Origin of the sequence: Streptomyces sp. RPA4-2, from assembly GCF_012273515.2 — a bacterium.
Lineage (GTDB): Bacteria > Actinomycetota > Actinomycetes > Streptomycetales > Streptomycetaceae > Streptomyces > Streptomyces kaempferi.
Genome location: NZ_CP050975.2, coordinates 3134132 through 3160061 on the forward strand (window position 1 = coordinate 3134132; position 25930 = coordinate 3160061).

At 71.6% G+C, this 25930-nt stretch carries 23 protein-coding genes and 2 pseudogenes; 12 read left to right on the plus strand and 13 right to left on the minus strand.

Annotation, left to right across the window (positions count from 1 at the left end; translation table 11 throughout):
- The first annotated feature begins 24 nt into the window (after positions 1–24).
- Together HEP85_RS13540 and HEP85_RS13545 are read left to right on the plus strand one after the other, a co-directional pair.
- The gene (locus HEP85_RS13540; protein WP_365768925.1) at positions 25–1722 is read left to right on the plus strand and encodes a hypothetical protein; all 1698 of its coding nucleotides are present in this window, start codon (positions 25–27) and stop codon (positions 1720–1722) included.
- On the plus strand, positions 1719–3656 hold the full coding sequence (locus tag HEP85_RS13545) for a glycogen debranching N-terminal domain-containing protein (RefSeq protein ID WP_329287751.1): 1938 nt from the start codon (positions 1719–1721) through the stop codon (positions 3654–3656). The genes HEP85_RS13540 and HEP85_RS13545 overlap by 4 nt, the downstream gene beginning before the upstream one ends.
- Positions 3657–3662: 6 nt before the next feature.
- Here the strand turns inward: HEP85_RS13545 and HEP85_RS13550 are convergent, their stop codons facing one another.
- Together HEP85_RS13550 and dusB are read right to left on the minus strand one after the other, a co-directional pair.
- On the minus strand, positions 3663–4190 hold the full coding sequence (locus HEP85_RS13550; protein ID WP_168528006.1) for a hypothetical protein: 528 nt from the start codon (positions 4188–4190) through the stop codon (positions 3663–3665).
- 67 nt (positions 4191–4257) lie between these two features.
- Complete coding sequence (dusB, locus tag HEP85_RS13555; protein ID WP_168528007.1) at positions 4258–5436, minus strand: tRNA dihydrouridine synthase DusB; 1179 nt, start codon at positions 5434–5436, stop codon at positions 4258–4260.
- A 157-nt stretch (positions 5437–5593) separates the two neighbouring features.
- On the opposite strand from dusB, the gene HEP85_RS13560 reads away from it, so the two are divergent.
- Positions 5594–7063, plus strand: coding sequence for an MFS transporter (locus tag HEP85_RS13560; protein WP_168528008.1), 1470 nt, complete (start codon positions 5594–5596; stop codon positions 7061–7063).
- 5 nt (positions 7064–7068) lie between these two features.
- On the opposite strand, the gene HEP85_RS13565 is transcribed toward HEP85_RS13560, so the two are convergent.
- On the minus strand, positions 7069–8013 hold the full coding sequence (locus tag HEP85_RS13565; RefSeq protein WP_329287755.1) for a helix-turn-helix transcriptional regulator: 945 nt from the start codon (positions 8011–8013) through the stop codon (positions 7069–7071).
- A 100-nt stretch (positions 8014–8113) separates the two neighbouring features.
- Here HEP85_RS13565 and HEP85_RS13570 point away from each other — a divergent pair, with 100 nt between their 5' ends.
- Entirely contained in the window at positions 8114–9544 is a 1431-nt protein-coding gene (locus HEP85_RS13570) for an MFS transporter (protein WP_168528009.1), read from the plus strand.
- A gap of 512 nt (positions 9545–10056) precedes the next feature.
- Here the strand turns inward: HEP85_RS13570 and HEP85_RS13575 are convergent.
- The gene (locus HEP85_RS13575) at positions 10057–10467 is read right to left on the minus strand and encodes a VOC family protein (protein WP_356016247.1); all 411 of its coding nucleotides are present in this window, start codon (positions 10465–10467) and stop codon (positions 10057–10059) included.
- Positions 10453–11169: pseudogene (locus HEP85_RS13580) on the minus strand (transporter substrate-binding domain-containing protein); the annotation flags it as partial. The gene HEP85_RS13575 and the pseudogene HEP85_RS13580, both read right to left, overlap by 15 nt.
- A gap of 141 nt (positions 11170–11310) precedes the next feature.
- Between HEP85_RS13580 and HEP85_RS13585 the strand changes: the two are divergent.
- The gene (locus tag HEP85_RS13585; RefSeq protein WP_168528010.1) at positions 11311–11517 is read left to right on the plus strand and encodes a hypothetical protein; all 207 of its coding nucleotides are present in this window, start codon (positions 11311–11313) and stop codon (positions 11515–11517) included.
- Between the two features lie 23 nt (positions 11518–11540).
- Here the strand turns inward: HEP85_RS13585 and HEP85_RS13590 are convergent, their stop codons facing one another.
- Positions 11541–12140, minus strand: a complete 600-nt coding sequence (locus HEP85_RS13590) for a TetR family transcriptional regulator (protein WP_168528011.1) — start codon at positions 12138–12140, stop codon at positions 11541–11543.
- Between the two features lie 26 nt (positions 12141–12166).
- On the minus strand, positions 12167–13171 hold the full coding sequence (locus tag HEP85_RS13595; protein ID WP_168528012.1) for an aldo/keto reductase: 1005 nt from the start codon (positions 13169–13171) through the stop codon (positions 12167–12169).
- 268 nt (positions 13172–13439) lie between these two features.
- Here HEP85_RS13595 and HEP85_RS13600 point away from each other — a divergent pair, with 268 nt between their 5' ends.
- On the plus strand, positions 13440–14495 hold the full coding sequence (locus HEP85_RS13600) for a chitinase (RefSeq protein ID WP_369657704.1): 1056 nt from the start codon (positions 13440–13442) through the stop codon (positions 14493–14495).
- Between the two features lie 129 nt (positions 14496–14624).
- On the opposite strand, the gene HEP85_RS13605 is transcribed toward HEP85_RS13600, so the two are convergent.
- Positions 14625–16007 carry a glycine--tRNA ligase gene (locus HEP85_RS13605; RefSeq protein ID WP_168528014.1) on the minus strand — a complete coding sequence of 461 codons (1383 nt, stop codon included), beginning with the start codon at positions 16005–16007 and terminating at the stop codon, positions 14625–14627.
- Between the two features lie 165 nt (positions 16008–16172).
- Here HEP85_RS13605 and HEP85_RS13610 point away from each other — a divergent pair, with 165 nt between their 5' ends.
- Genes HEP85_RS13610 through HEP85_RS13625 form a run of 4 tightly spaced genes read left to right on the plus strand, consistent with a single transcriptional unit; the run spans position 16173 to position 19317 of the window.
- A complete protein-coding gene (locus HEP85_RS13610) occupies positions 16173–17135 on the plus strand; it encodes a metal ABC transporter substrate-binding protein (RefSeq protein WP_168528015.1) in 963 nt (320 codons plus the stop codon).
- A gap of 40 nt (positions 17136–17175) precedes the next feature.
- On the plus strand, positions 17176–17943 hold the full coding sequence (locus HEP85_RS13615) for a metal ABC transporter ATP-binding protein (RefSeq protein WP_168528016.1): 768 nt from the start codon (positions 17176–17178) through the stop codon (positions 17941–17943).
- Positions 17943–18842 (plus strand): metal ABC transporter permease, encoded by a 900-nt coding sequence (locus HEP85_RS13620; protein WP_168528017.1) that lies wholly within the window; start codon positions 17943–17945, stop codon positions 18840–18842. The genes HEP85_RS13615 and HEP85_RS13620 overlap by 1 nt, the downstream gene beginning before the upstream one ends.
- A gap of 58 nt (positions 18843–18900) precedes the next feature.
- Positions 18901–19317: a Fur family transcriptional regulator gene (locus HEP85_RS13625; protein ID WP_168528018.1), complete on the plus strand. Its 417-nt coding sequence runs from the start codon at positions 18901–18903 to the stop codon at positions 19315–19317.
- Positions 19318–19410: 93 nt separating this feature from the next.
- Here HEP85_RS13625 and HEP85_RS13630 read toward each other — a convergent pair whose 3' ends face one another.
- The 4 genes and pseudogenes from HEP85_RS13630 to HEP85_RS13645 form a co-directional block, all read right to left on the minus strand.
- Complete coding sequence (locus HEP85_RS13630; protein ID WP_329287771.1) at positions 19411–20262, minus strand: isoprenyl transferase; 852 nt, start codon at positions 20260–20262, stop codon at positions 19411–19413.
- Positions 20263–20311: 49 nt separating this feature from the next.
- Positions 20312–21058, minus strand: coding sequence for a DNA repair protein RecO (gene recO, locus HEP85_RS13635; protein WP_168528019.1), 747 nt, complete (start codon positions 21056–21058; stop codon positions 20312–20314).
- A 78-nt stretch (positions 21059–21136) separates the two neighbouring features.
- On the minus strand, positions 21137–21364 hold the full coding sequence (locus tag HEP85_RS13640; protein ID WP_248001915.1) for a hypothetical protein: 228 nt from the start codon (positions 21362–21364) through the stop codon (positions 21137–21139).
- A 480-nt stretch (positions 21365–21844) separates the two neighbouring features.
- Positions 21845–22015: pseudogene (locus HEP85_RS13645) on the minus strand (DNA-binding response regulator); the annotation flags it as partial.
- A gap of 128 nt (positions 22016–22143) precedes the next feature.
- Here HEP85_RS13645 and HEP85_RS13650 point away from each other — a divergent pair.
- Positions 22144–23247, plus strand: a complete 1104-nt coding sequence (locus HEP85_RS13650; protein ID WP_168528020.1) for a hypothetical protein — start codon at positions 22144–22146, stop codon at positions 23245–23247.
- An 81-nt stretch (positions 23248–23328) separates the two neighbouring features.
- On the opposite strand, the gene HEP85_RS13655 is transcribed toward HEP85_RS13650, so the two are convergent.
- Complete coding sequence (locus tag HEP85_RS13655; protein ID WP_211118216.1) at positions 23329–24075, minus strand: FadR/GntR family transcriptional regulator; 747 nt, start codon at positions 24073–24075, stop codon at positions 23329–23331.
- A 215-nt stretch (positions 24076–24290) separates the two neighbouring features.
- Here HEP85_RS13655 and HEP85_RS13660 point away from each other — a divergent pair, with 215 nt between their 5' ends.
- Positions 24291–25919, plus strand: a complete 1629-nt coding sequence (locus HEP85_RS13660; RefSeq protein WP_168528021.1) for an ABC transporter substrate-binding protein — start codon at positions 24291–24293, stop codon at positions 25917–25919.
- The last annotated feature ends 11 nt before the right edge of the window (positions 25920–25930 follow it).

Here is a 25930-nt window from a genome sequence, read left to right on the forward strand (position 1 = left end):
GATCCCGTCCGGTCCGCCGGGTCGCTGCACCTCAGGGCCGCCCACGTGCTCGAAGGCAACTGGACGGGAACGTCCACCGTCCCCTCGCGCGGCCTGTATCCGCACCAGTGGTCCTGGGACTCGGCCTTCATCGCGATCGGGCTGCGCCATGTGTCCCCCCTGCGGGCGCAGACGGAACTGGAGACCCTGCTCGGCGCCCAGTGGGGTGACGGCCGGATTCCGCACATCGTGTTCAACCCCTCCGTCCCACTCGACGCGTACTTCCCGAGCCCCGACTTCTGGCGCTCCTCGACCGCAGGGCGCGCCGCGGGTGCCCCGCGCACCGTACAGACGTCGGGCATCGTGCAGCCACCGGTGCACGCGCTCGCCGCCTGGCTGGTGCACCAGGCCGACCCCGGCCTGTCCCGGGCGCGGTCCTTCCTTCCCCGGGTGTATCCCCGCCTCGCGGCCTGGCACCGCTATCTGCTGCACCGCCGGGACCTGGGTGGCGGCGGGCTCGCCTCCGTGGTCCACCCCTGGGAGCAGGGCATGGACAACAGCCCCTGCTGGGACGCCCCGCTCGGCCGGATCACCCCGGCCCCGCCGCGCACCTTCCGGCGCGCCGACCTCGACCACGGGTCCGCCGAGGACCGCCCGACGGATCTCGACTACGGGCGGTACGTGCGGCTCGCGACGGACTACCGGGACGGCGGATACGCCGACGGGGCCGGGGCGGAGGCCGGGGCCGGCGCGGGCCGATTCGCCGTCGAGGACCCGGCGTTCAACGCGCTGCTGATCGCCTCCGAGCACGCGCTCGCGGCCATCGCCCGGGAACTGGGCGCGGCCGGGACCGCACGGCACGCACGCGCGGAGCGCCTGACGGCGGCGCTGGTGGCGCGGCTGTGGGACCCGGCCGAGGGGATGTTCTTCTGCCGGGACGTGTACGGCGGAGGCGAGGGCGAGAGCGGTGCTCACGGAACGGAGCGGCGCTCTCCGAGTGGCGATCGCACGTCGGAGCCGTGCTTACAGAGCGGTGCTCTCGAAGCGGAGCGGCGCTCACGGGCCGGCGATCGCGCCGCGGAACAACGCGCGCAGAGCGGTGCTCTCGAAGCGGAGCACCGGTCACAGAGCGATGCTCGCGAACGAGAGCAGCGCTCGCGGAGCGGTGCTCACGGTACGGAGCGGCGCTCTCCAAGTGGCGCCCTGATCCCCGAGCGCAGTGTCGCCGGGCTGCTGCCGCTCATCCTTCCCGCGCTGCCCCGCGACATCGCCACCACCCTCGTCCGCACCGCGGGCGGCCCGCACTTCGGGCTCGGCGGGGTCGCCCGGCTGGTGCCCAGCTACGACCTGACCGGGCACGCCTTCGACCCGCGCCGCTACTGGCGTGGCCCGGCCTGGTTCAACACCAACTGGCTGCTGGAGCGCGGGCTGCGGCTGCACGGGGAGCACGGGCGCGCGCAGGAGCTGCGCTCGGCGCTGCTGGAGACGGCGGACACGTCCGGGTTCGCGGAGTACGTGGATCCGTACACCGGCGAGGCCTGCGGAGCACTCGGCTTCAGCTGGACGGCCGCGCTGACGCTGGACCTGCTGCACGAGCCCCCAGGGGCGGACCAGGTCGTGTCCCGTCCGGGGCGCGACACGTTCGACACGGCACAGGGCGCGGCCCCGCACGGCACACCGCCGGACGGCACGGCACCGCGCGGTTCATTCGAGACGGGCGCCAAGGGAGGGGACCGGGGATGACGGACCGGCATCATCTGCTCGTGCACGGTGGGACGTTCGCCGCCGTGGGTGACGGCGGGGACATCAGCGGGGTGCGGGGCGGCAGCTCCCCGGACGGGCTGTTCGTACGGGACGCCCGGCACCTCAGCCGCTGGCAGCTGACCGTCGACGGCGCGGTGCCCGAGGCACTGACGCCGGTCTCGGACGGGGACACGGCGCGCTGTGTGCTCGTCCCGCGCGGCGGCCGCAACGAACCGCCCGCGTACACGCTCTTCCGTGAACAGGCGGTCACCGACGGCGCGTTCGTGGAGGCGCTGCGCGTCACCAGCAACCGTCCGACGCCCACGACCGTGCGTATCGCGCTCACCGTCGACGCCGACTTCACGGACCAGTTCGAGCTGCGCTCCGACCACCGCACGTACGTCAAGACCGGCGCCGTACGGGAGCGCCGGATCCTGGACGACGGGGTGGAGTTCAGCTACCGGCGCCGGGAGTGGCGGTCCTGTACGACGGTCACCTCCGAGCCGCCGCCGGGCGGGGTCGAGGAGACGGGCACGGGCGCCCGGCGCCTCGTGTGGACCCTGGACCTCCCGCCGCACGAATCGGCGGAGCTGTCGCTGCGCGTCGCGGCGCGTCCGCACGGCGCGCTGAAGGAGCCGCAGGTGCCGCTCTCCCCCGCCGCGGCGAACGACCGGCTGCTCGCGCTGGAGGACGAGTTCGCGGAGGGCGTGCCCTTCCCGACCGGCTGGCCGGAGCTGGCCGCGGCCTGCGCGCGCGGGCTGTCGGACCTCGCGGTGCTCCAGGTCCCGGCGACCGGCCCGGACGGCGAGGAACTGCGGGTGCCGGCCGCCGGGGTGCCCTGGTTCCTCACCCTGCTGGGCCGTGACGCCCTGCTGACCTCGCTGTTCGCGCTTCCCTACCGCCCCCGGCTCGCCGCCGCCACGCTGCCCGCGCTCGCCGCGACCCAGGCGGTCGAGGTGGGGGCGGCCGCGGTGGCCCAGCCCGGCAAGATCGTGCACGAGGTGCGGCACGGCGAGCTGGCGCACTTCGGGCAGGTGCCGTACGGGCGGTACTACGGGTCGGTGGACGCCACGCCGCTGTTCCTGGTGCTGCTCGGCGCGTACACCGAGCAGACCGGGGACGTGGCCCTGGCCCGGCGGCTGGAGTCGCACGCCCGCGCGGCGATCGGCTGGATGCTGGACCACGGCGGACTGACCTCGTGCGGCTATCTCGTCTACCGCGCGGACGGCGGCGGTCTCGCCAACCAGAACTGGAAGGACTCCCCGGGCGCGATCTGCTCGGCGGACGGCAGCCGTCCCAGTGGGCCGGTGATGGCGGCGGGCGCGCAGGGATACGCGTACGACGCGCTGCGCCGCACCGCCCATCTGTCCCGGACGGTCTGGGGCGACGAGGTCTACGCGGCCCTTCTGGAACAGGCCGCCGGTGATCTCCGCGACCGCTTCCAGCGGGACTTCTGGATGAGCGAACAGGCCTTCCCCGCGCTGGCGTTGGACGGCGACGGCCGTCAGGTCGACGCGCTCGCCTCGGACGCGGGCCATCTGCTGTGGTCCGGTCTCCTGGACAAGGAGTACGGCGAACTGGTCGGCCGGCGGCTGCTGGAGCCGGACTTCTTCTCGGGCTGGGGCGTCCGCACCCTGGCCGCCGGCCAGCCCGCGTACCACCCGCTGTCGTACCACCGCGGTTCGGTCTGGCCGCACGACAACGCGCTGATCACGCTGGGGCTGGCCCGCTACGGCCTGCACGACGAGGCCCGCGCGGTCGCCCACGCCCTGGTCGACGCGGCCACGGCGGCCGGCCACCGGCTCCCCGAGGTCCTCGCGGGCTACGGCCGCGCCACGCACACGGAGCCGGTGCCCTACCCGCACGCGTGCGTACGGGAGTCGAGGTCGGCGGCGGCGCCGCTGGCGCTGCTGACGGCGGTGGGGGGAGCCTGACGGGACTCAGGGAGCGCTCATGGCGTCCCGGGCCGTCCCGATGAACCGCTCCAGCGTGTGGCGGAAGGCCGCGTGGGCCTCCTCGAAGCGTTCGCGGGCGCCCGGGTCGCCGCAGGTCACGCGCCACAGCGCGCGGTTGGCCTGCGCCGCCGCCTGCTGGAGTGCGGTGGCCGCCTCGGCGGCCCGGACCGGGCCCTCCAGGACGACGACCCGGACACCGCGCATGAGTGGGTCGAAGGCGCCGCGCAGTTCGTCGCGCAGTTCCTGAACGCGCGTCAGACGGTCGTCGGGGTCGTCGAGTTGGGTGTAGGCGTCGCCGACCCGCCAGTACAACTGGCCGGTGAGGTGAGCCTGTTCCATGAGGTCGAGGTAGGCGGCGCGCCGGGTCTCCCGTAGCCGGTCACGGTGCTGGACCCGGGCCGACGCCTCGGCCTGGACCCGGGCCGCGCGGGCGTTGCCCAGGGTGGTCACCCAGCCGGCGAGCACCGCCGTCGCGCCGGTGAGGACCGCGACCCATACCGTGCTGTCCGTCACGCCGATCAGTGTCGGGGAGCGGTGTTCCCCTGTCGAGGGCGCCTGCCGTCGGCAGGGGCCGCGCCGGTCAGCCCCCGGAGGTGTCCAGTTCGGCGTCCTCGCTGATGCCCGCGCAGTCGTACGGGTCCTTCAGCCAGCCGTCCGGCAGGACGACCCGGTTGTTGCCGGAGGTGCGGCCACGGGGGCCGTCGGCGCCGGTCGGCCACGCCTGGTCGAGGTCCAACTCGGCGAGCCCTTCGGAGAGTTCGGCGAGCGACGAGGTGATCGCGAGGCGCTTTCGCATGTCGGAACCGACCGCGAAGCCCTTCAGGTACCAGGCCACGTGCTTGCGGAAGTCGATGACACCGCGGGCCTCGTCGCCGATCCACTCGCCGAGCAGGGTGGCGTGCCGGACCATGACGGCCGCGACCTCGCGGAGGGTCGGGCGGACGCCGTGCCCGTCGGGGCCTTCGGCCCGGCCGTCCGTACGGCCCTCGAAGGCCGCCACCAGGTCGGCGAACAGCCATGGCCGGCCGAGGCAGCCGCGCCCGACCACGACGCCGTCGCAGCCGGTCTCGCGCACCATGCGCAGCGCGTCCTCGGCGGACCAGATGTCGCCGTTGCCGAGGACGGGGATCTCCGGCACGTGCTCCTTGAGGCGCGCGATGGCGTCCCAGTCCGCCGTGCCGCCGTAGTGCTGCGCGGCGGTGCGGCCGTGCAGCGCGATGGCCGTGACACCCTCCTCGACGGCGATCCGGCCGGCGTCCAGGAAGGTGATGTGGTCGTCGTCGATGCCCTTGCGCATCTTCATCGTGACGGGCAGGTCCCCGGCGCCGCTCACGGCCTCCCGCAGGATCGCCCGCAGCAGGTTGCGCTTGTAGGGGAGGGCGGAGCCGCCGCCCTTGCGCGTCACCTTCGGCACCGGGCAGCCGAAGTTCAGGTCGATGTGATCGGCGAGGTCCTCTTCCGCGATCATGCGGACGGCCTTGCCGACGGTCGCCGGGTCCACGCCGTACAGCTGGATCGAGCGCGGCTGCTCGGTCGCGTCGAAGCGGATCAGCTGCATGGTCTTCTCGTTGCGCTCGACCAGCGCCCGCGTGGTGATCATCTCGCTGACGAACAGACCCTTGCCGCCGCTGAACTCCCTGCACAGGGTGCGGAAGGGCGCGTTCGTGATCCCGGCCATGGGGGCCAGGACGACGGGCGGCTGGACGGCGTGGGGGCCGATCGCCAGCGGGGCGGCGGGGGCGAGGACGGTCGTGGACATTCCCCCATTGTCGCGTACGGGAGCGCGTGCCGTGACAGTGGTCGAAGCGGTCTCCCGGGGACGTGCGGTGGACGTCGGGGCACGCCGTGACCGCCGTCACGAACTCCACGCGGGTCATTAGTTAGACGCACTATCGAAGTCGGCGTAGGCTTGTGGAATGCCCGAGCTCACCCCACGCCACCGCCTCCTGGTGCTCGCGATCTGCTGCATGAGTCTGCTGATCGTGAGTCTGGACAACACGGTGCTGAACGTCGCCCTGCCCTCGATGCAGAAGGAACTGCACGCGAGCGTCGCCGGCCTCCAGTGGACGATCGACGCGTACACGCTGGTCCTCGCGTCGCTGCTGATGCTCGCGGGTTCGACGGCCGACCGCATCGGCCGGCGCCGGATCTTCAAGGCGGGCCTGGTGATCTTCACCCTCGGCTCGGTGCTGTGCTCCCTCGCCCCGAACCTCGAATCGCTGGTCGCCTTCCGCATGGTGCAGGCGGTCGGCGGTTCCATGCTGAACCCGGTGGCGATGTCGATCATCACCAACACCTTCACGGACCCGCGCGAGCGCGCCCGCGCGATCGGGGCCTGGGGCGCCGTGGTCGGCATATCGATGGCCGCGGGCCCGCTGGTCGGCGGACTGCTGGTGGACTCGGTCGGCTGGCGCTCGATCTTCTGGATCAATCTCCCGGTGGGCCTCGCCGCCCTCCTGCTCACCTGGCGGTACGTCCCTGAGTCCCGCGCCCCCAAGGCCCGCCGCCCCGACCCGGTCGGCCAGCTCCTCGTCATCGCGCTGCTCGGCTCGCTGACGTACGCGATCATCGAGGCGCCCAGTTCCGGCGTCGCCAGGACCGCCGCGTTCGGCGCGATCGCTGTCGCCGCCCTGCTCGGCATCCTCCGGTACGAACCCCGGCGCGCCGAACCTCTCATCGATCTGCGCTTCTTCCGCTCGGCGCCGTTCAGCGGGGCCACGGTCATCGCCGTCAGCGCGTTCGCGGCGCTCAGCGGCTTCCTGTTCCTGTCGACGCTCTATCTGCAGAACGTCCGCGGCCTGGACGCGCTGCACGCGGGCCTGTGGATGCTGCCCATGGCGGCGATGTGCTTCGTGTGCGCGCCGCTGTCCGGGCGACTGGTCGGCAGTCGGGGGCCGCGTCTGTCCCTGCTGATCGCGGGGGTCGCGACCACCGCGAGCGGGCTGCTGTTCGCCGCCTTCGAGGCCGAGACGTCGAACGTCACGCTCGTCATCGGCTACGTCCTGTTCGGCCTGGGCTTCGGCTTCGTCAACGCCCCCATCACCAACACCGCCGTCTCCGGGATGCCCCGCACCCAGGCCGGTGTCGCCGCGGCCGTCGCCTCGACCAGCCGCCAGATCGGCGGCACCCTGGGCGTCGCCGTGATCGGCGCCGTCCTCGCGTCCGGCATCCACGCCTCCGCGTACCGGGAGACGTTCGTCTCGGCCGCCCGCCCCGGCTGGTGGATCCTCACCGGCTGCGGTCTCGCCGTCCTCGTCCTCGGCGCCCTGACCAGCGGACGCTGGGCACGCGGCACCGCCGAACGCACGGCGAGGCAGCTGGCACCCGCGGAGGTGGAGACGCGCGAACCGGTGGGCGCCCGCTCCCAGGACGCGCCGGCGGCCTGAGCGCTTCAGAAGGCCCGGGGGGTGCCGACCCCCTGGGCCGCCTCGGTCTCCGCCGCCCGCGCGATCTCGTACAGCTTCTCCAGCCCCGCACGGCTCGCCTCGTCGGTGGGGGCGTACGTCACCATCCGGGCGCCCATGTCGGGGGCGAGCCACAGGTCGGTGTGGTCGAGGGTGAGGAGCCCGACGTACGGGTTGAGGAACTGCTTGGTCTTGCTGCGGGAGCCGCCGAACACCTCGTACCGCTCCCAGATCTCGCGGAACTCCGCCGACTCCGTCCGCAGTCGCTTGACCAGCATCTTCCAGGCGGGCTCGCCGAGATGTCCGGCCATCGAGGCGCGCAGCTTGGCGGCCATCATGCGCATGGTCTCGTCGAGGAGCACGATCGACCTGCGCCACTCCTCGTGGGTGTAGACGAGGACCATGCAGTTGCGGTCCTCGGGCGCCACCGCGTCCAGGTCGCTCATCATCAGCCGGGCGTAGGTGCGGTTGTACGCCAGGATGTCGTACCGGCTGTTCTGGATGCAGGCCGGGACCGGCTCCAGCTGGGTCAGCATGTGGCGCAGCGCCGGGGTGAGGGTCGGGCACCGCGCGGCGGGCGTGGGGTCGACGGCGCCGGCAAGTTGGAAGAGGTGGCCGCGCTCGCTGGAGTCCAGCAGCAGGGTGCGGGCCAGCGCGTCGAGAACCTGTTCGGAGACCTGGATGTCGCGGGCCTGTTCGAGCCAGGTGTACCAGGTGACGCCGACGGCCGAGAGCTGGGCGACCTCCTCGCGGCGCAGTCCCGGGGTGCGCCGGCGGTGGCCGCGGGGCAGTCCGACCTGCTCGGGCGGGATGCGTTCGCGCCGGTTGCGCAGGAAGGCGGCGAGTTCGTGCCGCCGGATCGCGCTTCCGCGCGGGGCGGCGCCGGCGGCCGGCTCCGGGGTGGTGGTCGTCTCCCGCACCATCGTCGTCATGTCTCCAGACTGCCGTCCGCCGGAACCTGTTGCCAGGTACTGCCTCTACCAGGATAAGGAGACTCTGGTACCAGCCTGAGGGTGGGACGAAGCTCTTTACGTGACCGAAACCGGAACCCTGACCACACCAGTCCGATCACCGTCCGCGCCACCCCTGCTGGGTGGTCTCGGACTCTTCACCGTGCTGCTCGGCGCGGCACTCCCGCTCATCGACTTCTTCATCGTCAACGTGGCCCTCCCGACCATCGGCCGGGACCTGAACGCGGGCGAGGCCGTCCTCGAACTCGTCGTCGCCGGGTACGGGGTCTCGTACGCCGTCCTGCTCGTCCTGGGCGGCCGGCTCGGCGACCTCTTCGGGCGACGGCAGCTCTTCCTCGGGGGCATGGCGGCCTTCGGCCTGACCTCGCTGGCGTGCGGGCTCGCGCCCAGCGCCTGGACGCTGGTCGCGGCCCGTGTCGCACAGGGCGCGGCGTCCGCCGCGATGCTGCCGCAGGTGCTCGCCACCATCCAGTCGGCGACCGCGGGCGGCCGCCGTGCCAAGGCCATGGGCCTGTACGGCGCGACGGCCGGGCTCTCCATGGTCGCCGGGCAGATACTCGGCGGCCTCCTGGTCGCCGCGGACATCGCGGGCACCGGCTGGCGCGCGGTGTTCCTCGTGAACGTGCCCGTCGTCGTGCTCGGCCTGGTGCTGGCCGCACGGGCGGTCCCCGAGACCCGCTCGCAGCACCCGGAGCCGATCGACACCCCCGGCACCGTCCTGCTCGCGCTGTCGCTGCTGACGCTCCTGGCCCCGCTGACCGAGGGCCGCGCGGCGGGCTGGCCGCTGTGGACCTGGCTGTCGCTGGCCCTGTTCCCCCTCGTGGCCGCGGCATTCTACTTCGTCGAGCGCCGCGAGGACCGGGCCGGCCGCACTCCCCTGGTGCCACCGAGCCTGTTCGCGCTGACCTCGCTGCGCCGGGGCCTGATCATGATCGTGCCGTTCTCGATCGGCTTCAGCGGATTCATGTTCGTGATCGCGGTGGCGCTTCAGCGGGGCGCGGGCCTCGGTCCGGTCGCGGCCGGGCTGGCACTCGCCCCGATGGCCGTCGTCTTCTTCTTCACCTCCCTCTGCGGGCCGCGGCTGATCGCCCGCTACGGCACCCGGGTCGTCACCGCGGGCGGCCTGATCCAGGTGGTGGGCGTGGCCCTCATCACGCTGACCGCGTGGCGGTCCTGGCCGGACCTCGGGGTGTGGGAGCTGCTCCCGGGCGCGGCGGTCGCCGGTGCGGGGCAGGCGCTCCAGCTGCCGGTGCTCATCCGGATCGTCCTCTCCGAGGTGCCGGCCGCGCGGGCCGGTGTCGGCAGCGGCGTCATGGCGACCACCCAGCAGTCGGCGCTCGCCGTCGGCGTCGCCACCCTGGGCACCCTGTTCCTGTCCCTAGTCCCCGGCCACGGCATGCGGGACGCCCTGGTGACGACGCTCCTGGTGCAGCTGGCGGGCGTGGTCCTGACGACGGCACTGAGCCTGCGGCTGCCGCGCACGGTCGGCTGACGGCATCGCCGCGCGGGCTGATCGGCGGGCGGCCGGGGGGCGGCCCCACCGGCGCCTGACCGCCGGGTGCAGGCCCCCTGGCCGACCCCCGGAGGGGCCGGCCGGACGCGGACCGGCCGGCGGGTTCGGACGGTGACGGGAACGGCCGGCGACGGCCCCGCCGAGACCGACCGATGACGGGCCGATCGAGGCCGACCGGTGACGGGCCGATCGACGTGGAGGACGGCACGGGGACGGCTGGACAACGACGGACCGTACGGCGCCCCTCCCCGGGCCGGGGGCCCATCACGAGCCGGACCGTGGCGGACCAGGACGGACGCCGTGCCCGTGCCGGGCCGGTGCCCACCGGGCCGCGCGGGTCGGATCAGTGGCGGACCGGCACGGACGCCGTAGCGGGGCCGTACCCGGCCGGGGCCCACCCGGCCGCGGCGGGTCGGATCAGTGGCGGACCGGCACGGACGCCGTAGCGGGGCCGTACCCGGCCGGGGCCCACCCGGCCGCGGCGGGTCGGATCAGTGGCGGACCAGGCAGAACGGGTGCCCGGCCGGGTCCGCGTAGATGTGCCAGCCGCGCCCGTCGGAGTCGTCCAGTACGGTCGCACCCCGCGCCAGGACCCGTTCGCGCGCGAGGTCCAGGTCCGGGACGCCGAAGTCCAGATGGAACTGCTGGGGCCGGCTGGGCTCGGGCCAGCGCGGCGGCTCGTACTCCGCGACCCGTTGGAAGGCCAGGACCGGACCGGACGGCGTGTGGAGCGTCGCCCAGCCCTCGCCGAGCGCCCAGCGCGGGTCGGGCCGGTCGACCTCACCGCCGAGCAGGTCCGCGTAGAACCCGGCGAGCCGGTGCGGGTCCGGGCAGTCCAGCACGACGCACTGCAACTCGGCGGTGACGGGGGCCGGCCCCGGTCCGGCCGGCGGAGCGACCAGGGCCGGCGACTGGCCCGAACGCCGCAGGGCGTCCGCGACGAAGCCGCCGGACTTCAGCTCCTCGACGAGATCGCGGAGGAAGCGGACGGTCTCGCGGCGGCGGGTCCTGGTCGTGCCGACCGCCTGCCGGATCTGCATGAACCGGCCCTCGATCAGCCGGAGTTCGGGATGTTCCGCGACATACGCGGTCATCGGCTGCCGGATCCCGGCCGCGGCCTCCAGTCCCCCGGCGCGGAACGCCTCGACGCCTTCGTCCCCGCGTACGACGCTCGCGTGCCGCAGCGTGCGGGACAGGAACAGGTCGTAGGCGGACCCGCGTTTCACACCGATCCGTACACCGGGACGGTCGACGTCGGCGGCGCTCACGTGGTCCGAGTCGCGGGGCACGGCGTACACGCCCTCGATCACCACGTACGGCTCCGTGAAGGCGACTTCGGCCTCGCGTGCGGGCTCGACGGCCAGGAAGCAGAGGTCGGCGCGGCCCTCCGCCATCGCCTCGTAGGACTTGCGGGCCGCGTCGAAGCAGAGGAGTTCCACGGGGAGGCCCAGCCGCGCGCCGATCTCGCGCGCGAGGTCCACGGTGATGCCGGCCGGGGACTGCGGAGTGCCCCGGGCCAGTACCGGATTGCCCAGGTTGATGGAGGCCCGCAGCGTGCCGTTCGGTGCGAGATCCCGCGCGATGGCGGCGGCTTCGGTCGTCATGCGGCGGAGTCTAGGCGGACGGCCTCACGGCGCCGTCGGTCAACTCATGACCCGAGAGCCCCCGTTGATCTTCTCCATGCTGCACACTCCTTGCTGCACATGCCTTGCCGGGCAAGGGGAACGGAAACACCAGGAGGTTCCATGCTGCAGATCAACACGAGCAAGGTGAGCCGCTGGGACCAGCACGGCCGCGAGCACGTCGTCCACGTCCAGCGGACGGGGATGCAGCGCACGATCAGGTGCGGTACCTGCGGCTGGCGCAAGAGCGCGCAGTTCCTGCCGTGGCTGAAGGCCGAGGAGCACCTCGCCGAGGCCCACCAGGCGACGGTGGACCCGACGGAGAGCTGAGCACTCTCCGCCGGGTCCGCCGGTCAGGGGCGCAGGCCGCGCAGGACGAGGTCGACGACCGCCGTGAACTCGGCCTCGATGCCCGGCTGTTCCCATTCGCGGGCGTAGGCCGGGTCGTGGAAGCGGTTCGTGGCGTCGAAGAGCGCGCGGGCCGTCGCGGCGGCGCCGCCGTCCACCGCCGCGAAGTCCCCCTCGCGCACACCCCGGCCGACGATGTCCGTGAGCTGGCCGACGAGCTCCAGGACGTGTTCCTCGACCACGCTGCTGGTGTCGGCGAGGAGCACCGTGTACGTGGCGAACAGCTCGGGGTCGTCGCCCGCCTTGTGCCGCTTGGCGGCGAACAGCGCTCCGAACCACTGCCTGAGCGCCTCGGGAGGCGTCTCGTCCGTCGTCCCGGCGATCCGGCCCAGCGTCTGCGACGTGCGGTCCAGCCAGCGTTTGGTGACCGCCTCCCGCAGTGCCGCCTTCGTACGGAAGTGGCGGTAGACGCTGCCGTGGCTGACGCCGAGCGCGCGGGCCACGTCCACCACGGTGGCCTTGGCCGGGCCGTGGCGGCGCAGCACCTCCTCGGTGACTTCGAGGATGCGCTCGGCGGTCAGGGTCTCGCTGGTCGGTGGTGCCATGACGACGACCGTACCCGGCGGTACTGTCAGCGCTCCGTGCCGAGGTGGGACATCTGCGCCCGCGGGTAGCGGTCGCCCGCGGCGGCGCCGTCCGGCACGGCCTCCTCGATGGCGGTGAGGTCCCCGGCGTCGAGGGTGATGTCCAGGGCGCCGAGCGCCTCCGCCAGCCGCTGCCGGGTGCGGGAGCCGACCAGCGGCACGATGTCCTCGCCGCGCGAGAGCACCCAGGCGATGGCAATCTGGGCGACGGAGACGCCCTTCTGCTCGGCGACCTTGCGCAGCGCCTCGACGAGGGTGAGGTTGTGCCGCAGGTTCTCGCCCTGGAAACGGGGGCTCATGGTCCGGAAGTCGTTCGCGCCGAGCTGCCGGTCGGCGGTGAAGTGGCCGGAGATCAGACCGCGGGAGAGCACGCCGTACGCGGTGATCGAGATGCCCAGCTCGCGGGTGGTCGGCAGCACCTCGTCCTCGATGCCGCGGGAGATGAGCGAGTACTCGATCTGCAGGTCGCTGATGGGGGCGGTGGCGGCGGCCCGGCGGATGGTGTCGGCGCCGACCTCGCTGAGGCCGATGTGCCGGACGTGGCCCTTCTCGACCAGTTCGGCGATCGCGCCGACCGTCTCCTCGATGGGCACGCCGGGGTCGGCCCGCGCGATCCGGTAGACGTCGATGTGGTCCACCCCGAGGCGCTGGAGGGAGTACGCGGCGAAGTTCTTCACCGCGGCGGGGCGGCCGTCGTAGCCGCTCCAGCCGCCGTCCGGGTCGCGCAGCGCGCCGAACTTGACGCTGGTGAGGGCCTGTTCGCGCAGGGCGGCGGGGGCGGTGCGCAGGGCTTCGCCGATGAGCATCTCGTTGTGGCCCATGGCATAGAAGTCGCCGGTGTCCAGCAGGGTCACGCCGGCTTCGAGTGCGGCGTGGACGGTCGCGATGGACTCGGCCCGGTCCGCGTCGCCGTACAGCGCGGACATGCCCATGCAGCCGAGGCCGAGGGCGGAGACCTGGGGACCGGTCGTTCCGAGGGGGCGGGTGCGCATGAAGGTTCCTTGGGTTGGGGGCGGGGGCCGTACAGGTGACCCGTACCCACCATGGCATGACAGCTGACAGATTTCAATATCTGTCAGCTGTTACATGTCAGCCACGCCGCTCTAAGCCGCCCCGTAGGCCATCACCGCCATAGCCGCCACCCCCGCCGTCACCGCCATCACCCCTATTTGGTCCAGACCTATTGACGACAGGTCTGGACCGCGCGCACTGTCATGCATGCGACACGCCCCTCCTTCCCCCCACTCCAGGAGGCCCCGCATGATCCGCCGGAAGTTGCGCCTGCTCGCCGTCGCGCTGGCGGCCGCCGTCCTCGCCCCCCTGTCGGTCGCCGCCGCCCCCACCGCGACCGCGGCCGACACCTGCGCCGTGAAGTCCCGCCCCGCTCTAAGCAAGGTCCTCCAGGGCTACTGGGAGAACTGGGACGGGTCGTCCAACGGGGTCCACCCGCCCTTCGGCTGGACCCCGATCACCGACTCCCGAATCGCCGCGCACGGCTACAACGTGCTCAACGCGGCCTTCCCCGTCATCCGGTCCGACGGCACCGCGCTGTGGGAGGACGGGATGGACACGGGCGTGAAGGTCGCGACGCCCGCGGAGATGTGCGCGGCCAAGGCGTCCGGGCAGACGCTCCTGCTGTCCATCGGCGGGGCCGCCGCCGGGATCGACCTCAGCTCCTCCGCCGTCGCGGACAGGTTCGTGTCGACGATCGTGCCCATCCTCCAGAAGTACAACTTCGACGGGATCGACATCGACATCGAGACGGGCCTGGTCGGCAGCGGGAACATCGGCCAACTCTCCACCTCCCAGGCCAACCTGATCCGCATCATCGACGGCGTGCTGGCCCGTATGCCGGCGAACTTCGGGCTGACCATGGCGCCGGAGACGGCCTACGTCACCGGCGGCAGCATCACGTACGGCTCGATCTGGGGCGCGTATCTGCCGATCGTCAAGAAGTACGCGGACAACGGCCGGCTGTGGTGGCTGAACATGCAGTACTACAACGGCAGCATGTACGGCTGCTCCGGCGACTCCTACTCCGCGGGCACCGTCCAGGGCTTCGTCGCGCAGACGGACTGCCTGAACAAGGGGCTGGTCGTCCAGGGCACCACCGTCAAGGTGCCCTACGACAAGCAGGTCCCCGGCCTTCCGGCCCAGTCCGGCGCGGGCGGCGGCTACATGTCGCCGAGCCTGGTCTCCCAGGCCTGGCGCCACTACGGGACCGCGCTCAAGGGTCTGATGACGTGGTCGGTCAACTGGGACGGCTCGAAGAACTGGACGTTCGGGGACAACGTCAAGGCGTTGCAAGGCCGTTGAGACACCACGAAGCCCCCGCCCCCCGTGGTCACGGGAGGCGGGGGCTTCGTCATCGCCGGGCGGCGCCGGTCAGCAGGCCCGCCGGTCGCCGATCGCTCGGCGACCGATCAGCAGGTGATCAGCAGGTGATCAGCAGCCGATCAGACGGGACGCGAGGTAGCCCTCGATCTGGTCCAGCGACACGCGCTCCTGCTTCATCGAGTCGCGCTCGCGCACCGTCACCGCGTTGTCCTCGAGGGTGTCGAAGTCGACGGTGACGCAGAACGGCGTGCCGATCTCGTCCTGGCGGCGGTAGCGGCGGCCGATGGCACCGGCGTCGTCGAAGTCGATGTTCCAGTGCTGGCGCAGCGCGGTGGCCAGGCCCTTGGCCTTGGGCGACAGCTCCGGGTTGCGGGACAGCGGGAGGACGGCGGCCTTGACCGGTGCGAGGCGCGGGTCGAGGCGCAGCACGGTGCGCTTCTCCATCTTGCCCTTGGCGTTGGGGGCCTCGTCCTCGACGTAGGCGTCGAGGAGGAAGGCCAGCATCGCGCGGCCGACACCGGCGGCGGGCTCGATGACGTAGGGGGTCCAGTGCTCGCCGGCCTCCTGGTCGAAGTAGGACAGGTCCTGGCCCGACGCCTTGGAGTGCGCCTTCAGGTCGTAGTCCGTGCGGTTGGCGACGCCCTCCAGCTCACCCCACTCGTTGCCGCCGAACTGGAAGCGGTACTCGATGTCGGCGGTGCGCTTGGAGTAGTGCGAGAGCTTCTCGGCCGGGTGCTCGTACCAGCGCATGTTCTCCTCGCGCATGCCGAGGCCGGTGTACCAGTTCCAGCGCTCCTGCATCCAGTACTCCTGCCACTTCTCGTCCTCGCCCGGCTTGACGAAGAACTCCATCTCCATCTGCTCGAACTCGCGGGTGCGGAAGATGAAGTTGCCGGGCGTGATCTCGTTGCGGAAGGACTTGCCCATCTGCCCGATGCCGAACGGCGGCTTGCGGCGGGAAGTCTGCTGCACGGAGGCGAAGTTGGTGAAGATGCCCTGCGCGGTCTCGGGGCGCAGGTAGGCGACGGAGCCGCTGTCCTGCGTGGGGCCGAGGTGGGTGGAGAGCAGACCCGAGAACTGCTTGGGCTCGGTGAAGGTGCCCTTGTTGCCGCAGTTCGGGCAGTTCAGGTCGGTGAGGCCGTTCTCCGGGAGGCGGCCGTGCTTCGCCTCGTAGGCCTCCTCCAGGTGGTCGGCGCGGTAGCGCTTGTGGCAGGAGGTGCACTCGGTGAGCGGGTCGGTGAAGGTGGCGACGTGACCCGACGCGACCCAGACGTCGGTGGCCAGGATCACCGACGAGTCGAGGCCGACGACGTCCTCACGGGAGGTGACCATGTAGCGCCACCACTGGCGCTTGATGTTCTCCTTGAGCTCGACGCCGAGCGGGCCGTAGTCCCAGGCGGCCTTCTGTCCCCCGTAGATCTCACTGCACGGGAAAACGAAGCCACGGCGCTTGCTCAGGCTGACGATGGTGTCGATCTTGTCGGCGGCCACGATGCTCTCTTCAGTACGACGGACGGCGCGAATGACTCAGGTTACCGGCGCCGCCCACCCTCGTATCAAATCGGTTCGGTGACCACCCCGCTCGGGCCGCTGTTCACCGAGGACTTACCGAGGGCTTGTTGACAATCGTTTCCAGTTTTGTTGAAAATGACTGTCATGAACGTACGACGACGCCTCATATCCGGGTCGGCCGCGCTGGTGGCCACCGCTCTCGGTCTCTGCACGCTCTCCGGCTGCTCCGGCTCCGCGGCGGCCGACGGCGGGAGCGGCGGGAAACTCGACGTCGTGGCGTCGTTCTACCCCCTGCAGTACCTCGCCGAGCAGATCGGCGGGACGCACGTGCACGTGACGAGTCTGACCCGGCCCGGCCAGGAGCCGCACGACCTGGAGATCAGCGTCCGGCAGATCGTCCAGCTCGAGTCGGCGGACGCCGTCGTCTACCTCAAGAACCTGCAGCCGGCCGTCGACGACGCCGTGGCGCAGTCCTCGGTCAAGGCCAAGGTCGACGCCGCGTCGCTGACCACGCTGGAGAAGCACGGCAACGAGGTCGGCGGGCACGCGGCCTCGCACGACAGCTCCACGGGCGAGGAGACGGGCTCCGCCGACCCGCACATCTGGCTCGATCCGGTGAGGTACGCCCAGGTCGCGAGCGGCGTCGGCAAGGCCCTGGAGAAAGTCGACCCGAAGCACGCCGCGGACTACGAGAAGAACACCGCGGCCCTGCTGAAGAAGCTCTCCGCTCTCGACACCCGTTACAAGACCGGGCTGGCGCACACCAGGACCAAGGTCTTCATCACCACGCACGCCGCCTTCGGCTACCTCGCCGAGCGCTACGGCCTCACCGAGGAGGCGATCAACGGCCTCGACCCGGAGTCGGAGCCCAGCGCGAACCGTGTGAAGGACCTTGAGAGGATGGCGAAGGCCGACGGCGTCTCGACGGTCTTCTACGAGACGCTCGTCAGCGACAGGACCGCCAAGACCATCGCCGGCGACGCGAAGCTGAAGACGGACGTCCTCGACCCGATCGAGGGCATCACCGACAAATCCAAGGGCAGCGACTACCTGCAGGTCATGGATGCGAATCTGAAGGCGCTGCGGACGGCGCTGGGCCCCAAGTGACCCCCATGACCCACATGATCCCCAGTTCCAGGAGGACAGCGTGAGCGAGTCCGTCATTTCCCTGCGCGGCGTGACCGCCGAACTGGGCTCGCGCCCCGTCCTGCGTGGCATCGACCTGACGGTGCACCGCGGCGAGGTCGTCGCGCTGCTCGGCGCGAACGGCTCCGGCAAGTCGACGGCCATCCGCAGCGTCATCGGCCAGGTCCCGGTCAGCGGCGGCGAGATCGAGATCTTCGGCACCCCGCGCCGCCGCTTCCGCGACTGGAAGCGGGTGGGGTACGTCCCGCAGCGCACGACCGCCGCGGGCGGCGTGCCCGCCACGGTCACCGAGATCGTCGCCTCCGGCCGGCTCTCCCGTGCCCGCTTCGGCGTGCTGCGCAAGGCCGACCACGAGGCCGTACGCCAGGCCCTGGAGCTCGTCGGCATGGCGGACCGCGCCAAGGACTCGGTGAACGCCCTGTCGGGCGGCCAGCACCAGCGCGTCCTGATCGCCCGCGCCCTCGCCTCCGAACCCGAACTGCTGATCATGGACGAGCCGATGGCGGGTGTCGACCTGGCGAGCCAGGAGGTGCTGGCGCAGACGCTCAGGGAGCAGGTGGCGGCGGGCACCACCGTCCTCCTGGTCCTGCACGAGCTGGGCCCCCTGGAGCCGCTGATCGACCGCGCCGTCGTCCTGCGGGACGGCTGCGTCCTGCACGACGGCCCGCCCCCGCGGGCGGTCGGCCAGCACGCGCTGCCCGGCCACGACCACGTACACCCGCACGCGGCTCACGACGCCGAACCGATCCGGACGGGACTGCTGAGCTGATGGACTTCCTGAACTACGACTTCATGCAGCGGGCGCTGCTCTCCGCGGTCCTGGTGGGCGTCACCGCGCCCGCCATCGGCATCTACCTCGTGCAGCGCCGCCAGGCTTTGCTGGGCGACGGTATCGGTCATGTCGCGATGACCGGTATCGGCCTCGGCTTCCTGCTCTCGACCAACCCCGTGTGGATGGCGACGGCCGTCTCGGTCCTCGGCGCCGTCCTGATGGAGCTGATCCGCTGGTACGGCAAGACGCGCGGCGACATCGCGCTGGCCATGCTCTTCTACGGCGGTATGGCGGGCGGCGTGATGCTCACCAGCCTGGCGGGGGGGACTACCGCCAACCTGACCTCGTACCTCTTCGGCTCCCTCTCGACGGTGAGCGAGTCCGACGTGACGGCGATCTGCCTGCTCGCCGGCTTCGTCGTCCTGGTCACTCTCGGCCTGCGCCGCCAGCTGTTCGCGGTCAGCCAGGACGAGGAGTTCGCGCGGGTGACGGGGCTGCCGGTGCGCGCGCTGAACCTGCTCACCGCCGTCACGGCGGCGGTCACGGTGACGGTCGCCATGCGCGTCGTCGGCCTGCTGCTGGTGAGCGCGCTGATGGTGGTCCCGGTCGCGGCCGCCCAGCAGCTCAGCCGCAGCTTCGCCGCCACCTTCGCGATCGCCGTGGCGATCGGGGTGAGCGTGACGATCGGCGGGACGGTGACCTCGTTCTACCAGGACGTGCCGCCCGGCGCGACGATCGTGCTGCTGACCATCGGAGGGTTCATCGCGCTCACCGCGCTGGCGACGCCGCTCGCCCGGCGCCGGGCGCGGGCCGCGGCGGCCGGGCAGATGCCGGGGGACCCGGCGGAGTGCGTGATTCCGGCCGGCCGCGCCCCGGAACGCAAGGTCGGCGTCTGACCACGCACAGTCCGGGCTGGCACAATGGCCGGGCAAGGGCAGACGCGAGGAGGCAACGGTGACTACCGCTGGATCGCCCGTTCGGGGCCGCTCCACCCGGCAGCGTGCCGCCGTGGCGGCGGCGCTCGACGAGGTGGACGAGTTCCGCAGTGCGCAGGAGCTCCACGACATGCTCAAGCACAAGGGTGACTCCGTCGGGCTCACCACCGTGTACCGCACGCTGCAGAACCTCGCCGACGCGGGCGAGGTGGACGTGCTGCGCACCTCCGACGGCGAGTCCGTCTACCGCCGTTGCTCCAGCGGCGAGCACCACCACCACCTCGTCTGCCGGGTCTGCGGCAAGGCGGTCGAGGTCGAGGGCCCGGCCGTCGAGAAGTGGGCCGAGGCGATCGCGGCGGAGCACGGCTATGTGAACGTCGCCCACACCGTGGAGATCTTCGGCACCTGTGCGGAGTGCGCCGCCGCCAAGGGCTGACGCGCGACAGCGCGAGACAGAGACAGCGAGAGGGGCTGCCCGGCCGGGCAGCCCCTCTCGCTGTCTCTCGGCGCCTCTCGGCGTCCGGCGCTGTCAGGTCCCTTCCGGCCGGCCCCGCATCGCTTCCTCCATGGCGAGGAGGTCCTCGTTCGGGACGGCGCCACCGAAGCGGCGGTCGCGCTGGGCGAACTCCACACAGGCGCGCCACAGGTCACGGCGGTCGAAGTCGGGCCACAGGACGTCCTGGAAGACCATCTCGGCGTAGGCGCTCTGCCAGAGCAGGTAGTTGGAGGTGCGCTGCTCGCCGCTGGGCCGCAGGAACAGGTCCACGTCCGGCATGTCCGGGTAGTACAGGTACTTCGCGAAGGTCTTCTCCGTGACCTTGTCCGGGTCGAGCCGGCCCGCCCGCACATCCTCCGCCAGGGCCTGCGCCGCGTCCGCGATCTCCGCGCGGCCGCCGTAGTTCATGCAGAAGTACAGAGTGAGCCGGTCGTTGTCCTTGGTCTGCTCCTGGGCGACCTGGAGCTCCTTGGCGACCGACTTCCACAGCTTGGGCATCCGGCCCACCCAGCGCACCCGGATGCCGAGCGCGTCGAGCTGGTCACGCGTCTTGCGGATGAAGTCACGGTTGAAGTTCATCAGGAAGCGCACCTCGTCGGGCGAACGCTTCCAGTTCTCGGTGGAGAACGCGTACAGGGAGATGGCCCCGACCCCGGCCTCGATCGCGCCCTGCAGCACGTCCAGCACCCGCTCGGCGCCGATCTTGTGCCCCTCGGTGCGGGGCAACCCGCGCTCCTTGGCCCAGCGGCCGTTCCCGTCCATGACGATCGCCACGTGGTTGGGGACCAGCTCGCCGGGGAGCTTGGGCGCGCGGGCACCCGACGGGTGCGGCTCCGGCGTCTCGTACTCGCGGCGCTGGCGCCCCAGGAACCCGCGTACCACCATGTGTTTCTCGTCTCCCTAGGTCTTGCGTCCGTTGCCCTGCGCTACTTCATCACTTCTCGACGTACCGCAGTGAGCGCAGCCCGCGCTCCAGGTGCCAGTGCAGATAGGCCGAAACCAGCCCGCTGCCCTCCCGGACGAACCGCGGCTCGCACGCGTCCGCGGTCTCCCAGTCTCCCGTGAGCAGTGCGCCCAGGAGTTCGAGGGCCCCTGCCGAGGGTACGACGCTGCCGGGCACCCGGCAGTCGACGCAGACGGAACCTCCCGCGGCGACCGAGAAGAACCGATTCGGTCCCGGCATCCCGCACTTGGCGCAGGCGCTGAAACTGGGTGCGTAACCGTTCACGGCGAGGGAGCGCAGCAGGAAGGCGTCGAGGACGAGGTGCGGTTCGTGCTCACCGCGGGCGAGGGTGCGCAGCCCCCCGACGAGTAGCAGGTACTGCTGCACCGCGGGCTCGCCCTCGTGGTCCGTGAACCGCTCGGCGGTCTCCAGCATGGCCGTCCCGGCCGTGTACCGCGCGTAGTCCGTGACGATCCCGCCGCCGTACGGGGCGATCGTCTCGCTCTGTGTGCACAGCGGCAGGCCGCGCCCGATCAGGTCGCTGCCCCGTGCGAAGAACTGCACGTCCACGTGGGAGAAGGGTTCGAGGCGCGCTCCGAACTTCGACTTGGTGCGCCGCACGCCGCGCGCCACGGCCCGTACCCGTCCGTGACCGCGCGTGAGCAACGTGATGATCCGGTCCGCCTCACCCAGCTTCTGGGTGCGCAGCACGATGCCGTCGTCGCGGAACAGACTCATGGGGTCCATTCTCGCCTACGGCGCCCGCGCCCCGGTCCGGGCGGGCCCCTTTCGTTCCGCCCGCTCCCGTCGCCCCCTTCAGGGGACCTCGCCGCGGCTGCGTGCGTTGGCGTACGCGGTGGCCGCGCTGAGCCGTTCCGCCGGGGTGGCCCGGCGCACCGCGCCCGGATCGCAGTCCCACTCCCTGCCGCCGCCGAGCGGCCTCAGCTGTACGTACGGCCCCACGTGTCCCATGACCATCCCCACCCTTCCGCTGCCCACGTCCACGGCGTACGAGCCGACCGGCGGCCCCGGCGGCGGCTTCACCGCAGCGCCGCCCGGTCGGTCCGGTGCGGCGGCAACGTAATTCCGGTCTTCTTCCGTGGTGCCCGCAATTCCTTCACCGTTACCTCCGCCTCTTCGGCGCGGGGCGCCGAGTGTTGTGCCCTCACCCTGTTCCCCGGACTTTCGGAGTTTCACGCTTCGCGTCTCCGTGGTGCCACTGTGCACCTACACTCGGCAGGAGTCTGTCCTCCACAAGTGCTGCACGTCATAGGACGTTTGACCTGTGGCCAAGGGTGCACGACAGACGGTGTGCGATTTCCTTCCGGAACGGCACCGGACAGCTCGAACGGCCCATTCGCAAAACACGTTCGGATGCGTCGTCGTGAATCGAAAAAACCTGGAACCCGATGGTCCTTTCGAGTGCGGCGCGCTGAATCCGACGGAGGGCGGCGGCTTAAGGGACCGTGCGGGGTATTTCGTGGCGTACCCCGTTCGCCGTACCACCACGATCCCGCCGGTGGCTCACGGCGGCGACGCTCTCGCCCGTTCCGGCGCCTGTCGGCGGTCGGTGGCCGACACCGGTCCCGCCTCATGGGCGATGATCACCAACTGGACCCGGTCGCGGGCGTCCGGCTCGGACAGGAGCCGGGTCAGCACCTCGCGCTCCCGCTCCGTGATGCCGGTCAACTCGCGCGTCGCGCGCGCCCGCTTCGAAGCGGGCGCCGTGTGAGAGGCCGTACGGGCGGGCGCGTGCGGCGATGTCGGCCGGCGGCCGTACTGTGCACCCAACGCCGTCTCGCATCACCCGCACTGGAGGAACCATGTCCGCGAGCGCCCGTCTCGTCACCACGCTCGCCGGCCCGCTGGACTCGGCCACGGCCGGCGCTCCGGACGTGCTGTGCCTACCGGACCGGACACTCGTCCTGCAGAGCGACGACGCCCAACTCGCCGCGTACGACCTGGCCGAGGCGCTCGCGGGCGAGGCCGCGGTGGCACGCTTCCCGGCGCCGTGGCGGCGCCGGTTCGGTACGCGCACGGTCGCGCCGGGCCTGGACGCCGCGGTCTTCGCCGGCGTCCACGCGATACGGGCGGTGGACAGACACGGCGTGACCCTGTGGGAGGTGCGGCACGGCTGCTGGGAGGGCGGCTGCCGGGAGTTGCACACCTCGGTCGACGAATACGCCGACAGCCGCGACCACTTGTACGCCGACAGCGGCTCGGCGGTCTTCTCCGCGGACGGCAAGCTCGTGTGGGCCCATGTCCGCGGACCGCTGGCCGAGGACGGCGAGGACCCGGAGGTGCTCGACGAGTGGCTGGTGCTCGACGCGGCCGACGGGACGGTGCTCGGGGAGGCCGACGCGCAGACAGTGGCCGCCGGCTCGGACCACGTGTCGCACCCGGACCCGGGCCAGATGGGGCTGAGCGTCGGCGAGGGCCAGGACGGGGTGCCGCTGCTGTGGGGCCGCTGGGACGGCGAACGGCTCTCCGTCGACCGGATCGGTGACGACGACCGGATCCTGCTCGCGGTGAGCCCTTCCGGCGAGAGCTTCCTGACGGTCACTCACTATCAGGAACTCCTCGCCCTGCACCGGGCCGCGGACGGCTCGGTCGTCCGCGAGCTGGACGCCGAGGAGGCCGTCGCGCCCCATCCCGCGCTCCCGCCGGAGAACGACGAGCCCGAGGTGCACTGGGACTACTACGCCGGATTCCTCGACGAGCACACCGTCATCACGGGCACCGTCGAGGCCGACGAGGAGTTCGGGGCGGGGCGGCACTGGCTGGTCGACGCACGCGACATGCGCCTGCTCGGCGAGGTCGGCTATCCGTTCCCGGTGTCCGGTGTTCCCCTGGCCCTGGGCGATGGCAGCTGGTGCACGGTCGACGAGGACACGAACGAACTCCAGGTGTGGCGGCTCGACATCTGAGCCGGGGTCCGGGGCGGCGGCTCCGGGGCCGCGTGGGGACTCGGGGTCCGGCCCCGTGCCCCGCCTCGCCCCGGAGCCGGGTCAGCTCACCCCGCGCGACTCCTGCGCCGCCCTCGCCTCGATACCCCGGAAGTGGTCGGCCATCGCGCGCTGCGCGGCCTCGACGTCGCGGGCACGCAGCGCCGTGACGATGTCCCGGTGGCGGCGGACGGTCACCTCGGGTGCCGGGTCGTCCGTCCAGCCGCGGACGCCGGCGACCCGGCTGAAAACCGTCCAGAAGGCGCCGAGCAGCTGCGGCACCAGCGCGTTGCCCAGCGGGGCGTACAGCAGTTCGTGGAATTCCCGGTCGAGTTCGGGGAAGGGACGGCCCGCGCGGCCCGCCTCCTCCATCTCGGCCACGACGGCTTCGAGCCGGTCGAGTTCCGTCTCGGTGAGCACCGCCGCGACCCGGTGGATCAGCCCCTCCTCCAGGACCTCGCGGACCTGGAGGATCTCCGCCAGCGCCCCGGTCTCGTTCGTGTCGTCCTGCCGGGCGAGCGTGCGGAAGGTGAGGCCGTCGACGAAGGGGGTCAGGGAGGCCTGGCCGACATAGGTGCCGTATCCGTGCCGGATATCGACTATGTCGAGCGCCTGCAGGGCCTTCAGTGCCTCGCGGACGGAGTTGCGGCTGACACCGAGGCCGTTCATCAGCTCCGTCTCGGTGGGCAGCGGGGCGCCCGCCTGGAGCCTGCGGTCGAGGATCAGCTGCATGACCTCGCGCTGGATCTGGCTGCTCACCCGGCGCTCGGGCCCGCGCCGGCTCCCGGTCTCCTCGGCCATGCGCCGCATCGTACGCTCACTGGACATCCGACGTCCCACCTCCGGGCGGATTCAGCACCAACTACCCGTATGTCAAGGCTTCATTGGTCGCACCTCTGGAAGATACGCCATTCGTGTGCGAGCCCTTGACCGCCCTCACAGCCGCTCCCTATGGTCACGCTGCCCCTATGACGTAGGACGTCGTATCTCTGTCTCTCGGACCACCTCTCCCCACTGGAGGAACCGTGCGCGACGTGACCGACCTCCCGGCGCCGCACCGCCGGTCGTTCCTGAAGTACACGGGCGCGCTCGGCGCTGCCGCCGCCCTCTCCTCGTCGCTGGCCGCCTGTTCGTCCGGCCCGCAGTCCACCAACGACACCGGTGGCGGGAAGGGCGGCAAGGACGCCACGCTCACCGCGGTCATCGGCTATGGGAACGACGGAAGCTGGGACCCGACCCAGACCGCGTCCGCCTTCTCCATGGCCGCCAACCACCACATCTACGAGGGTCTGCTCGACACCGACCCGATCTCGCGGGAGCCCTACGCGGCCCTGGCCACCGAGGTCCCCTCCGACCTCACCGGCACCTCGTGGAAGTTCACACTGCGGGCCGGGGCCACCTTCCACGACGGCAAACCCGTCACCGCCGACGACGTGGTCTTCGTCTTCGACCGGATTCTCGACCCGAACACCCAGACCCTCGCCAAGGGATTCTTCGAGAGCTGGCTGAAGGAGGTCCGCGGGGTCGACGCCTCGACGGTCGAGCTGATCCTCAAGTTCCCCTTCCCCGACGGCCTTTCACGGCTGACCCTGGCGAAGGTCATGCCACGGCACGTCTTCTCCCGGCCGGGCGCCTGGGACGACGCGATCAAGGGGAAGGCGGTCGGCTCCGGGCCCTACCGGCAGACCGCCCACCACCCCAAGTCGAACACCACCTTCGAGGCCTTCGCCGGCTACAACGGCCCGCGCCCGCCCGCCTTCAAGCGGATGAACTGGCTGACGATCGTGGACGCGGCCCCGCGCGTCGCGAAGATCTCGGGCGCCAGCGCCGGCGCGCAGATCGCCGACAACATCCCGTACGCCAACATCGAGCAGCTCAAGAAGGGCGGCATGAGCGTCCAGGGCGGCGCGGGGATGAACAACCTCTTCCTGATGTTCAACACCCGGCACAAGCCCTTCGACGACGTACGGGTGCGCCAGGCGCTGCACTACGCCATCGACACCGGCAAGATGGTCGAGGTCGCCCTCAGGGGGCACGGCAGGCCGTCGAGTTCGTTCCTCAACGAGGGCAACCCGGCCTACCGGTCCGCGAAGACCGTCTACGGGTACGACCCCGAGAAGGCGAAGAAGCTCCTGAAGGCCGCCGGGGTGTCGGGCCTCAAGGTCGACATCCTGGCGGTGAACGTCAGCTGGATCGTGGACTGTCTGCCGACGATCAAGGCGTCCTGGGACGCGATCGGCGTCGAGACCACGCTCTCGCCGCAGGAGACGACGGCCGTGTTCACCAAGATGGACCAGAAGCAGGACTACCAGGTCGTCGCCGCCGCCTCGAACCCCAACCAGTTCGGTCTCGACGCGGACCTGATCATGCACTACAACTACGGCCCGCGGAACCTGTGGATGCAGTACGCCCGCTGGGCCGACGACCCGGTCGCCCGCCGGCTCTTCACGGACATGGACCGGGCGACGCGGGAACCGGACCCCGACCGGAAGAAGGCGATGATCCAGGACTACGTCGAGGTCGTCGCCGAACAGGCCGTGCTCTACCCGGTGGTGCACAACGAGCTGATGACGGCCTGGGATCCCGGGAGGCTCTCGGGGATCAGGGCCCAGCCCTACCCGGGCATCAACCTCCTCCAGGCCAAGTGGGCATGACGGGCCGGGGA